This is a genomic window from Streptomyces cyanogenus (genome assembly GCF_017526105.1).
Classification (GTDB): domain Bacteria; phylum Actinomycetota; class Actinomycetes; order Streptomycetales; family Streptomycetaceae; genus Streptomyces; species Streptomyces cyanogenus.
Genome location: NZ_CP071839.1, coordinates 7,563,975 through 7,575,584, shown reverse-complemented (window position 1 = coordinate 7,575,584; position 11,610 = coordinate 7,563,975). Strand labels below are relative to the sequence as shown.

Sequence of the window (11,610 nt, the reverse complement as noted above, 5' to 3'; positions counted from 1 at the left end):
AACGACGGAGGCAGACGTCCCTCCGCCGCGGCGGTGCGCGCGGCGGTCAGGCGCCCGGACAGGGCGGGAGCGGCCGGTCCCGCCGCCGGGGCGGGCGGAGGGGCCGTTCCCACCGCCACGGACGGCCGGGGGGCCGGTCCGGGGCGGGCCGGAGCAGGCGGTGGCGGCGGGCCCCGCGCAGGCTCGCGCGGAGGGCCGCCGTACCGCCCGTGGCCGGGAGGGGCGGACGTACGGTCAGAGCACCGGGGCGCTCACGAGCGGAGCCGAGGACTCACCAGGTGACCGGGAGGCTCTTCAGGCCGAAGACGGATCCGCGGGTGCGCAGCGGGACTTCTTCGGCCGGCGTGGCCGCCCGCAGGTCGGGGAAGGCCTGCAGCAAGGCGCGCAGGCCGGTGCGGAGTTCGAGGCGGGCCAGGTTCTGGCCGACGCACTGGTGGATGCCGTGGCCGAACGCCAGGTGTCCGGCGGTGTCCCGGTCCAGGTCGAGGTGGGCGGGGCAGCCGTACTTGGCCGGGTCGCGGTTGGCGGCCGGCAGGGACACCGTGACGGTCTCCCCCTTCTTCACCAGCCGGCCGTCCAGTTCGACGTCCTCCAGGGCGGTGCGGAAGATCTCGTACTGGTTGACGGTGACATAGCGGAGGATCTCCTCCACCGCCGCGTCCACGCGGGACAGGTCGGCGCGCAGGGCGGCGAGTTGCTCGGGGTGGTGCAGCAGCGCCATGACACCGACGCTGAGAGCGCTCTCGGTGGTCTCGTAGCCCGCGAACAGCAGCAGGGCCACGATGTTGCCGAGTTCCTCGTCGGTGAGTTCGCCGGCGGCCAGCAGCCGGCTGATGATGTCGTCGCCGGGCTGCTCGCGCTTGCGGGCGATGGTCTCCCCGATGAGCGCGCCGACCTGCTGGAAGACCGCCATCGACTCCTCGGCGTCACCGTCCGGGTCGTGGGTGAGGGCGGGCGCGTCGGCGTACCGCTCGCGCTCCTCGTACGGCAGGCCGACCAGGTCGGACAGGACCCGCAGCACGAGCGGCTTGGCGAAGGTGGTCAGCAGGTCGGCGGGTGCGCCCTGTTCGCGCATCTCCTCGATCTGCTCGGCGGCCACCGACTCGACCCGCGGGGCGAGTTCGGCGATGCGCCGCACGGTGAACTCCCGCGCCAGCATCCGGCGGAACCGGGTGTGGTCCGGCGGGTCCATGTGGATGAACATGCCGGGCATCGCCGGGAACTGCGGTACGGGGGCCCCGTACTTGGTGACGGGGAAGTGCCCGATCTCCAGGCTGTGGCTGAAACGGGGATCGCTCAGGACCTCCCGGACGATCCCGTGGCTGGTGGCGAACCAGCCGATGTGACCGTCCGGGTAGGCCATCCTCGCGAGCGGGCGTTCCTCCCGCAGCTTGTCGAAGATCGCGGGAGGGTCGAAGTGATGGGTGCGTGACCAGACGTCTTCGAAGGACAGCATCTCGCTCATGAAGCACCTTCCCCACAGTGTGTGCGCACGTATCCGTCCGCGGAAATCCGCACCCGCGCCCGGGTGCGCCCGCCCGCGATGGTGGTGCCGTAGGTCAGACGGCCAGCTTGCGCAGGGTCTCGCGGGCGTCGGCGAGGGACTTCTCGCCCAGCGGCTTCAGCTGGGCCATGGCGGGCACGATCGCCGCGAAGGTCAGCTCGGCGTGCACGAACTTCAGATGGTCGGCGAGGCCGATGGCGCTCAGCACGGCCCGCAGGTAGGGCTCCTGGTAGTCCCAGCCCTCGCGCGGGGTGCCGGGGGCGTAGGAACCGCCGCGGGCGGTGACGACGACGACGTTCTTACCGCTCAGCGCGCCGGACTCGGCACCCGGGGGCAGCATGTGCGCCGGGGTGACCAGCCGGTCGATCCAGGCCTTGATGGACGACGGGATCGTGTAGTTGTACATCGGGATGCCCAGCACGATCGTGGTCGCCTCGCGGACCTCGGCGTGCAGTGCCTCGGTGAGCGCCTGCTCCTCGGGGCTGACGCCGTGCAGGTCGCCGGTCGGGTCGAAGAGCCACTCCCGGACCTCGTGCGTGATGTGCGGAATCGGTTCGGCACCGAGGTCGCGGTAGGTGTAACCGGCGTCCGGGTGGTTCTGCCGCCACTGGGTGACGAACTCGGCGGTGAGCTGCCGCGTCACGGACTCGCCGGAGCGGATGCTCGCGTCGATGTGCAGAAGATGGGTCATGGCATGACTCCTGGCCAGTCGGTACGGCTGTTTCGGCAACCCGCCCGGTCCCACCCGGCCGGCGCTCGCCGGCGGGACGGCACGACACGGTGAGAAACGGTGCTTCCCTTGCTGGAGGCTACGTGGGGGGACCGCCGCGGCGGCATCCCTCAGGTTGGTAGGGCGGGGGTGGTAGGGGCGGCGCGGAGCCGTCACCTGCGCTGACGGTCCCGCGCCGGCCGGTGGCTACCCGGCCTGCCGGGCGGCCACGGCGGAGCGGACCAGGAAGTCGGGCCCGGACTCGCGGGGATGGTCGTCGCGTTCCTCCACCAGGATCCGGTTCCAGGAGCGGGCCAGTTCCACCCGGGAGGTCACGTCGAGCTTGCGGAAGATCTTCTTCAGGTGGAACGCCACCGTGTGCGGGGAGATGTAGAGCTGGCTGCCCACCCTGCCGTTGGTGAGCCCCTGGCTGACCAGTTCGGCCACGGCGAACTCGGTGTCGGTGAGCTGGCTGACCCTCGTCCGGCTGCGGGTGGGCCGGCCGCCGTGGTCGTCGAGTTCGCGCAGCCGGCTCTGCACCCGCGCCAGGTCCCGGGACGACCCGGCGCCCAGGTAGGCGCCTGCCGCGCGCCGGAGCAGGTCGACCGCCCGGTCGCGTTCCGCGACGCGGGCGGAACGCACCCGGCTCGCGTCCTCCAGGGCGGACGCGCGGGCCCAGGGGTCCAGGTGCCGTTCCGACGCGGCCTCCAGGGCGTCGGCGTCGCGGGCGTACAGCCCCGTGGCGTGCTCGGCGGCCGCCTGCACGCTGCGGAAGCTGCGGTTCATCACGGCGAGCCGGTTCATCGTGCGGACGGTGCGCTCGGCGAGGTCGGCGTCACCGAGGCGCTGGCCGGCCCGGACCAGCCAGGGCGCCGCCGCCGGCTGGGAGACCAGCAGGTCGCGGGTGAGCACCTCGTCGTGGACGATGCCCTTCAGCAGGTGCGCCACGCTCTCCATGCCGTCGCGCGCCTCCAGGGCCTGGGCGGCGGCCCAGACGCACTGTCCCGGCATGAGGTTCTCCTGCCCGAGCAACGCCGCGTCCCGCAGCCGGTTGGCGTAGAGAAGACCGGTCGTCAGGTCCAGGGAGCGGACGGAGCACACGGCCATGACCACGTGCCCCCGTGGGGGGAGTCCGCGGTTCCCGGCCTGGGCGGCCAGCCGGAGACCGGTCTCGGCCGCTGTCGCCGCCTCGGTCAGTCTGCCCCCGGCGAGATGGATCTCCGCCTCGCACAGCCGCAGCGCGGCCTGCGCCTCGGGGCGGTGCGGTCGGTCGGCGACGGGCTCCGCGCCGGGCTCCCCGCAGGGATCCTCGCCGGTGAGGAGGCGTTCGGCGGGCTGGAGACCGCGGACACGCGTCAGCAGCGTGGCGTACCAGATGCGCGCCTCCAGCCGCGCCTCACGGACGGGCTGGTCCGGCCCGGCCGGTTCCGACGCGGCGGCGGCTAACTCCATGCTTTTGCCGAGCCGTCCGTCGAGCCAGAAGAGTGCTGATTGTGCGACGGAACGGCCTGGCTCGGAAGACGATTCCAGAAGGGTTTGCTCAGTGATGACTGAATATCGCGGGGGCACTACAAACCTCTGACGTGTTATCGGGGTGGCGTTCTGAACTCGTGGGGTGTCGCTCTGACCCGTCGATCGTTTCTTCCGGAATCGTGCATGCGCTGCTCCCGTCATCCCCCGTCGCGCATGTGGTCCGGCCGCTGCCGAACGCCGGTGGTGATCTGCCCCCTGGCACGATTGCGCACCTCACCGCTTGTGCGTCAGCGCCCGGCCGGCCGCACTCCGGAAACGAACGATCTGCGGACCCCGCCTCGCCGAAGCCGCCGCTGCCTGTCACAGCCCGATGTGTCGAAGGACATCAACTAAACCCCCCTGGCCTGTGACCAGTTGTCCGTGTTGCCTACACGTGTGGTGAAACGCAGTCGCGCACGAACGTCACAAGGCTGGCGAGAAATTGCACTCCCGCCACCTACTCGTCGATCCCTTCGCACAACGATACGTATTCATTCGGTGAAGTACCACGAATCGCTGTGACGCTGCCGTTAACGCTCCTCGACGACTGGCTCGGAGCGCGCGCGGCCACGGCCCGCGTTCACCATTCCCCCACACAAGTCCCATCCCTGCCCGCGCGGCAAGGCGGCTCGCCGCCCCGCGCGTCCCGGGGACTAGCCCTGCCCCTTCGAGCGCTCTCCTGAACGTGACCAACACCACGGAGAACAAAGGCCGTTCACGCGGTGACGGCAGGTCGGAGTTCGGCCACCGTGGCCGAAGGGCGGCACCGGTTCGGTCGCCATAGCCGCCCCCGGCCGACGCGAGCCGTCGCGGGCCGTCGCGGGCCGTCGCGGGCCGGCTCAGCGCACCCGGCCCGCCGCGCGGCCCGCCAGCAGGTCCCGCAGTTCCCGGGCGTTGCGCCGGCTCACGGCGAGCACCCGGTCGCCGATCCGGACGGTCAGGTTGCCGCCCTCCACCCGGAGTTCCTCGATCCGGCCGAGGGCGACGAGCCGGCTGCGGTGGATCCGGACGAAGCCTCGCGAGCGCCACTGCTCCTCAAGGGTGGACAGCGGGATCCGCACCAGATGACTGCCCCGGCCGGTGTGCAGCCGCGCGTAGTCGCCCTGCGCCTCGACATACGTGATGTCGGCGAGGGGCACGAACCGGGTCACCCCGCCCAGCTCCACGGGCACCTGGTCACCGAGGGCGGGCGCCGCGGGCCCGGGCGCCACGGGGGCGGCGGGGCGGGGCCCCTGTCCGGCCCCGACCAGCTCGGCGACCCGCCGTACCGCCTCGGCGAAGCGTTCTTTGCGGAGGGGCTTGAGCAGGTAGTCCACGGCCTTGAGATCGAAGGCGCGCACGGCGAAGTCCTCGTAGGCGGTGACGAAGACGATCAGCGGCGGGGCGGGGAAGCCGCCCAGCAGCCGGGCCAGTTCCAGACCGCTCAGGCCGGGCATGTCGATGTCGAGGAAGACGACGTCGAAGCCCTCCGCACCCTCCTCGCCGTGCACGCCGACCGAGCCACCCGAGCGCTCGGAGCCGCCCGTCGTGGCTCCACCCAGCCGCCGCAGCGCCTCGCCGGCCGTGAGGGCGGGGACGACGGTGCCGACCCGGGGGTCCTCCCCCAGCAGGTACAGCAGTTCCGCGAGCGCGGGTTCCTCGTCGTCCACGGCCAAGACGCGCAAGGGCACGTCGGTCACCCTCATGTCCGGCAGCTCCCTCCGTCCTCGGCCGCTCCCCCATGGTGGTCCCGTCGGCCGGGCGGCGTCGAGATCACGGACGACGGTGTGTCCGTGCCGTGACCCGGGTTGGCCGGGGGCCTCAGTCGGGCAGCACCAGCCGGGCCGTCTCCCCCGGTCCGACGGGGATCACCCGGTCGTGCAGGCGGATGTCGATGGGCGACTGGTCGGACTCCGGTACGGCGATCTCCAGCAGGCCGCTGCGCAGCCGCAGCCGCACGCCCCAGTGGCCGTGGTAGCGGATGGCGAAGCCGTAGGAGGACAGTTCGGGCAGCGGGACCGGGTCCAGGCACAGGCCGCCGCCGCGGGTCTCCAGACCGGTCAGCCCGCGCTGCACGAGGTCGAGGGTGCCGGCCATCGCGCCGAGGTGGATGCCCTCCCCGGTGGTGCCCCCTTGCAGGTCGGCGATGTCGCCGCGCAGCGCCTCCTGCACGAAGGTCCAGGCGTCGGCGCGGCGGGCACGGGCCAGGATCCAGCCGTGCACCAGGCCGCTCAGGGTCGAGCCGTGGCTGGTGCGGTGCAGATAGTGGTCCACGGTGGCGAGCCAGCCGTGCTCGTCCAGGTGGTGGCCCAGCTGCTGGAAGAGCGACCGGAGTTCGGCGGGCGAGAAGAGGTAGCCGAGCATCAGGACGTCGGCCTGTTTGGACGCTTTGTAGCGGTTGACGGTGTCGCCCTCCGACTCCAGGATCCGGTCCAGGCGCCGGATGTCGTGGTACCGCTTGCGGTAGCCGTCCCAGTCCAGCTCGGCGAGGTCGCCGTAGCCGTCGAACTGGCTGATCACCCCGTCGTGGAAGGGAACGTGCAGGCCGCGGGAGACCTCGGTCCAGCGGGCGGGCTCGTCGGCGGCCAGCCCGATGTGCTCGCCGAGTTCACGGCGGCGCGGCTCGGGCAGGCCGTCCAGCAGTTCCAGGGCGCGGGTGAGCACCCAGGCGGCGGAGACGTTGGTGTACGCGTTGTCGTCCAGGCCGGGCCGGAGCGCACCGGGGTAGGCGTCGTGGTACTCGTCGGGGCCGACCACGCCCCGGATGCGGTACCGGCCGAGGTGGTCGTCCCACCTCGCCGACTCTCCCCAGAAGCGGGCGATCTGGAGGAAGATCTCGGCGCCCTCGCCGTGCCGGAACTCCGTGTCGCCGGTCGCCTCGCAGTACTGCCAGACGTTGTAGGCCACGGCCGAGCCGACGTGGTGCTGCAGCCGGGAGTGGTCCGGGAGCCAGCGGCCCGAGCGCGGGTTGAGGTGCACCTGCTGGGTCTCCTCGCGGCCGTCGCTGCCGCTCTGCCACGGGTACAGCGCGCCGCACCGGCCGAGGTCGCGGGCCGCTCGGCAGGCCGCGTCCAGGCGGCGGTGGCGGTAGTGGAGCAGGGCGCGGGAGACCTCGGGGAGGTGGAGGTTGAGGTAGGGCAGGACGAAGAGTTCGTCCCAGAAGACGTGCCCGCGGTAGGCCTCGCCGTGCAGTCCGCGGGCGGGCACGCCGACGTCCAGGTCCGCGGTGTGCGGGGAGAGGGTCTGCAGCAGGTGGAACAGGTGCAGGCGCAGGATGCTGCCGGCCTCGCCGGGCACGTCGAGCGCGGTGCGCCGCCACAGCTGCTCCCAGGCCGAGCGGTGGGTCTCGCGCAGCTCCTCGAAGCCGGGCGCGGTGCCGACCCGGTCCACGGCCGCGCGCAGCGGGTCGCTGATCGCCGGGTCGTGGGAGGTGTGCAGGGCGACGGTCTTGTCGACGGTGACGGTCCGGCCGGGCGGCAGCCGCAGCAGCAGCCGCTGCACCGCGCGGTGGGCCTCGTTGGCGTGGGTGACCGGCGCCCGGACCGTCAGCCGGGCGGCCAGTCCGAAGCCGATGTCGGAGGTGCGGGTACGGCAGCGCAGCCAGACCGTGCCGGGCACGGCGGTGCCGACGGTGACGTGGCTGAGGTGCCGGCCGTCCAGCTCCCGGTACCGGGCGACCCCGGCGTTGGTGACGCCCCCGTCCAGCGCGGCCTCGACGTCCAGTTCGACGGGACGGCCCTCGGCGGTGAACTCGGTGCGCAGCGCGGCGAGATGGGGGTCGGCCAGGTGGACGAGGCGCTCCTGCCGGACCAGGAGGCTCGCGTCGGTGCCGAGCGGGTAGCGGGTACGGCGTTCCAGCAGGCCGGGGTCGAGGACGAGCATCTGGTGGTGCTCGGCGACGGGGGTGGTGTCCGGGGTGAGCCACTCCCCGCCGGCCGGCCGGAACCGCAGCGGCAGCCAGTTGGGCAGGTTGACCATGTCCTCGTTCTCGACCCGGCGCCCGGCGATCTCGGAGGTGAGCCGGTTGTAGCAGCCGGCCGCGTAGGTGCCGGGGTAGTGGACGTCGTCCGCGGTGCACTCGGGCAGGGCCCCGCGCGTGGCGAAGTAGCCGTTTCCCAGGGTGCACAGCGACTCCCGCAGGCGTTCCTCCGCGGGCCGGTAGCCCTCGTACTCCCAGGTGGGCCCGTCCACCATCAGCCCTCGGACAGCAGGCCGGCGAGGATCCGGTCGGGGGTGAGGGGGAGTTCGCGGAAGCGGATGCCGGTGGCGTGGTGGACGGCGTTGCCGAGGGCGGCCGCGGTGCCGACGATGCCGATCTCGCCGATGCCCTTGCTGCCCATGGGGTTGAGGTGGGGGTCGTCCTCGTCGATCCAGTCGGCCTCGACGTCCGGGACGTCGGCGTGGACGGGGACGTGGTAGGAGGCGAGGTCGGCCTCGGTGAAGTCGCCGAACGCCGGGTCCAGGGTGCTGCCCTCGGTGAGGGCCATACCGAGACCCATGATCATGCCGCCGGTGAACTGGGAGCGCGCGGTACGGGCGTTGAGGATGCGCCCGGCGGCGTAGACGCCGAGCAGCCGGCGCACCCGGGTCTCGCCGGTGACGGTGTCGACGGCGACCTCGGCGAAGTGCGCGCCGAACGCGTGCCGCGCCCAGGGGCTGTCGGCGTCGGCCTTCCCGGAGGTGTCCGCGCGGGTCTCGATCCCCTCGGCGGGCAGCGGTCCGGTGTGCGCGGCCAGCCGGGACGCCAGGTCGGCGCAGGCCTCGTGGACGGCCCAGCCCCAGGATGCGGTGCCCATGGAGCCGCCCGCCAGCGGGGCCGGGGGCAGGTCGCTGTGGCCTACCTCGGCGCGCACCCGGTCCAGGGGCACGCCGAGGGCGTCGGCGGCCACCTGGGCGAGGACGGTACGGGCCCCGGTGCCGATGTCGGTGGCGTTGATGCGGACGAGGAAGGTGCCGTCGGGCAGGGCGCGGGCGGCGGCGGTGGACGGGGAGGCCTGGGCGGGGTAGGTCGCGGCGGCCACGCCGGTGCCGAGCAGGAAGGGGCCCTCGCGGCGGACGCCGGGGTGCGGGTCGCGGCCGGCCCAGCCGAAGCGGCGGGCGCCCTCGCGCAGGCACTCGACGAGGTGGCGGCTGCTGAACGGGTCGCCGCTGCCGGGTTCGCGGTCCGGTTCGTTGCGGACGCGCAGCTCCACCGGGTCCAGGCCGAGCACGTCGGCGAGTTCGTCCACGGCGGACTCCAGGGCGTACATGCCGGGCGCCTCGCCGGGTGCGCGCATCCAGGACGGGCTCGGCACGTCCAGCGGGACCACCCGGTGGGTGCTGAGCAGGGCCGGGGTGGCGTACATGACGCGGGACACCACCGCGGCCTGCTCCACGAACTCCCGTACCCGCGAGGTGTGGGTGGTGACCTCGTGCAGCAGGGCGGTGAGCCGGCCGTCCGGGCGCGCGCCGAGCCGCAGCCGCTGCACGGTGGGGGCGCGGTGGCCGACGACGGTGGGCAGCTGACGGCGGGGGTGGGCCACGGTGACGGGCCGGCCGGTGTGCCGGGCGGCCAGCGCGGCGAGGACGAGGTCGGGGCGCGGGGTCCCCTTGGACCCGAATCCGCCGCCGACGTGCTCGGCGACGACGGTGATCCGCTCCTCGGGCAGCCGGAACAGCTGCGCGAGCACCGACCGCACGGTCGTACCGCCCTGGCTGGAGGTGTACACGGTGAGCCGGTCCCCGTCCCAGTGGGCCGTGGTGGCGTGCGGCTCCATGGGGTGGTTGTGCAGGGGCGGCACCCGGTAGGTGACGTCGACGCGGATCTCGGAGGCGGCGTAGGCGGCCTCCGGGTCGCCGTGCTGGAGCCGGCCGGGCTGGTTGTAGACCTGCTCGGGCACGTAGGCGTCCGGGTGGTCCTCGGTGAGGGCGGTGTCGTGGGGCGCGGTGTCGTAGGTGATCCGGACGGCCCGGGCGGCGGCGCGGGCGGCCTCCGGGGTCTCGGCGACGGCCAGGGCCACGCACCAGCCGCGGTGCGGCACGTCCGGGCTCTGCAGCACGGCGAGGGTGTGGTCGTCGGGCTCGGCGAGCCGGGGTGCGTCGCCGGGGGTGAGGACGGCGAGGACACCCGGCAGGGCGAGGGCGGCCGAGGTGTCGACGGCGCGGACCCGGCCGCGGGCCACCGCGGCGGGCACCGGCCAGGCGTGGGCCCGGCCGGGCAGGGTGTACTCGGCGGCGTAGCGGGCGGCGCCGGTGACCTTCTGGCGTCCCTCGCGGCGCTCGGCGGGGGCGCCCAGGGCGGTGCCGGTCGTGCCGGTCGTGCCGGTCATGGGGGATCCTCCTGCTCCTGCGGTGACGGCTCAGGCCGGGGCGGGCGCCGGGGCGAGTCGGTTCAGGACGTCCAGGGCGAGGCTGCGGGCGAGGAACACCTTGTAGGCGTTGTCCCGCAGCGGCTCGGCGTGCGCGAGTTCGAGGGCCACGGCGCCCTCGAAGGCGGCGGGGGTGGCGTGGGCGCCCAGCAGGGCCAGCTCGCTGTGCCGGGCCCGCCAGGGCCGGTGGGCGAGACCGCCGAACGCGATGCCCACCTGGTCGACGACGCCGTCCCTGACCCGCAGCAGGACGGCCACGGAGGCGAGGGCGAAGGCGTACGACGCCCGGTCCCGGGCCTTGCGGTAGGCGGACGGGATGCCGGCGGTGGCGGCCGGGAGCACGATGCCGGTGATCAGTTCGCCGGGGCGGATCCAGCTGTCCCGCTCGGGATGCTCGCCGGGCAGCCGGTGGAAGTCGGCGGCCGGCAGGCGCCGGGGGCCATCGGTGCCGTACAGCTCGATCTGGGCGTCCAGGGCGGCGAGGGCGACGGCCATGTCGGACGGGTTCGTGGCGATGCACTGCGCGGAGTGGCCGAGGACGGCGTGGTCGCGGTGGACGCCGTCCCGGGCGCCGCAGCCGCTGCCCGGCTCCCGTTTGTTGCAGGGTTTGTCCAGGTCCTGGAAGTAGGGGCAGCGGGTGCGCTGGAGCAGGTTGCCGCCGGTGGTGGCGGCGTTGCGCAGCTGTGCGGAGGCACCCGCGAGGAGTGCCTGGGACAGCGCCGGCCAGCGTTCACGGACCCGCGGGTCGGCGGCCAGGTCGCTGTTGCGCACGGTGGCGCCCACCCGGAGGGAGCCGTCGGGCAGCTCCTCGATGCCGTCCAGCGGCAGCCGGCCGATGTCGATGAGGGCGGTGGGCCGTTCCACGCCGAGTTTCAGCAGGTCGACCAGGTTGGTGCCGCCGGCGAGGTAGCGGGCGCCGGGCTGGGCGGCGTACGCCTCGACCGCCTCCTGGACGCTGCCGGGCCGCACGTATCCGAACCCGTTCACTCAGATCACGTCCTCGATCGCCTCGACGATGCGCGGGTAGGCGCCGCAGCGGCACAGGTTGCCGCTCATCCGCTCGCGGATCTCGGTCCGGTCCAGCGCCACGGGCGGGCCGGCGGGGGTTTCCGGGCCGGTGACGTGGGAGGGGTGGCCGGCCGCGGCCTCGGCGAGCATGCCCACGGCGGAGCAGAGCTGGCCGGGGGTGCAGTAGCCGCACTGGAAGGCGTCGCGGTCCAGGAAGGCCCGCTGCAGCGGGTGCGGCTCCTCGCCGTCGCCGCCCAGGCCCTCGACGGTGGTGATCTCGCTGCCGTCGAGGGTCACGGCGAGCAGCAGACAGCTGTTGAGCCGGCGGCCGTCGACCAGCACGGTGCAGGCACCGCACTGGCCGTGGTCGCAGCCCTTCTTGGACCCGGTGAGGTCGAGGTCCTCACGCAGCAGGTCGAGCAGGACGCGCCGGTGGTCGACGCGCAGGGTGTGGGGTTTGCCGTTGACCCGGAGGGTGATCTCGGAGTGGTGGGAAGCACTGGTCATGGCGGGGATGACCTTCCGGACGGTCGGGGGAGCCGTGCAGACCG

Annotated in this window: 8 protein-coding genes; all 8 read right to left on the bottom strand. The window is 73.6% G+C overall.

What is annotated here, in order from left to right:
- Nucleotides 1-271 precede the first annotated feature (271 nt).
- Nucleotides 272-1,465, bottom strand: a complete 1,194-nt coding sequence (locus S1361_RS33955; RefSeq protein WP_208035697.1) for a cytochrome P450 — start codon at nucleotides 1,463-1,465, stop codon at nucleotides 272-274.
- 94 nt (nucleotides 1,466-1,559) lie between these two features.
- Complete coding sequence (locus S1361_RS33950; RefSeq protein WP_208035696.1) at nucleotides 1,560-2,195, bottom strand: FMN-dependent NADH-azoreductase; 636 nt, start codon at nucleotides 2,193-2,195, stop codon at nucleotides 1,560-1,562.
- Nucleotides 2,196-2,420: 225 nt separating this feature from the next.
- On the bottom strand, nucleotides 2,421-3,665 hold the full coding sequence (locus S1361_RS33945) for a helix-turn-helix transcriptional regulator (protein WP_208035695.1): 1,245 nt from the start codon (nucleotides 3,663-3,665) through the stop codon (nucleotides 2,421-2,423).
- Nucleotides 3,666-4,564: 899 nt separating this feature from the next.
- On the bottom strand, nucleotides 4,565-5,410 hold the full coding sequence (locus S1361_RS33940; protein ID WP_208035694.1) for a LytR/AlgR family response regulator transcription factor: 846 nt from the start codon (nucleotides 5,408-5,410) through the stop codon (nucleotides 4,565-4,567).
- Between the two features lie 115 nt (nucleotides 5,411-5,525).
- Nucleotides 5,526-7,898 (bottom strand): glycoside hydrolase family 65 protein, encoded by a 2,373-nt coding sequence (locus tag S1361_RS33935; RefSeq protein WP_208035693.1) that lies wholly within the window; start codon nucleotides 7,896-7,898, stop codon nucleotides 5,526-5,528.
- On the bottom strand, nucleotides 7,898-10,012 hold the full coding sequence (locus S1361_RS33930; protein ID WP_208035692.1) for a xanthine dehydrogenase family protein molybdopterin-binding subunit: 2,115 nt from the start codon (nucleotides 10,010-10,012) through the stop codon (nucleotides 7,898-7,900). Before S1361_RS33930 ends, S1361_RS33935 begins: the two co-directional genes overlap by 1 nt.
- A 30-nt stretch (nucleotides 10,013-10,042) precedes the next feature.
- The gene (locus S1361_RS33925; RefSeq protein WP_208035691.1) at nucleotides 10,043-11,038 is read right to left on the bottom strand and encodes an FAD binding domain-containing protein; all 996 of its coding nucleotides are present in this window, start codon (nucleotides 11,036-11,038) and stop codon (nucleotides 10,043-10,045) included.
- Entirely contained in the window at nucleotides 11,039-11,566 is a 528-nt protein-coding gene (locus tag S1361_RS33920) for a 2Fe-2S iron-sulfur cluster-binding protein (RefSeq protein WP_208035690.1), read from the bottom strand.
- Nucleotides 11,567-11,610: the final 44 nt, after the last annotated feature.

Bases quoted from the DNA above. Each gene is read 5' to 3' on its own strand.
- S1361_RS33930 (WP_208035692.1), bottom strand. From the start codon at position 10,012: ATGACCGGCACGACCGGCACGACCGGCACCGCCCTGGGCGCCCCCGCC.
- S1361_RS33950 (WP_208035696.1), bottom strand. From the start codon at position 2,195: ATGACCCATCTTCTGCACATCGACGCGAGCATCCGCTCCGGCGAGTCC.
- S1361_RS33935 (WP_208035693.1), bottom strand. From the start codon at position 7,898: ATGGTGGACGGGCCCACCTGGGAGTACGAGGGCTACCGGCCCGCGGAG.
- S1361_RS33940 (WP_208035694.1), bottom strand. From the start codon at position 5,410: ATGAGGGTGACCGACGTGCCCTTGCGCGTCTTGGCCGTGGACGACGAG.
- S1361_RS33955 (WP_208035697.1), bottom strand. From the start codon at position 1,465: ATGAGCGAGATGCTGTCCTTCGAAGACGTCTGGTCACGCACCCATCAC.
- S1361_RS33920 (WP_208035690.1), bottom strand. From the start codon at position 11,566: ATGACCAGTGCTTCCCACCACTCCGAGATCACCCTCCGGGTCAACGGC.
- S1361_RS33945 (WP_208035695.1), bottom strand. From the start codon at position 3,665: ATGGAGTTAGCCGCCGCCGCGTCGGAACCGGCCGGGCCGGACCAGCCC.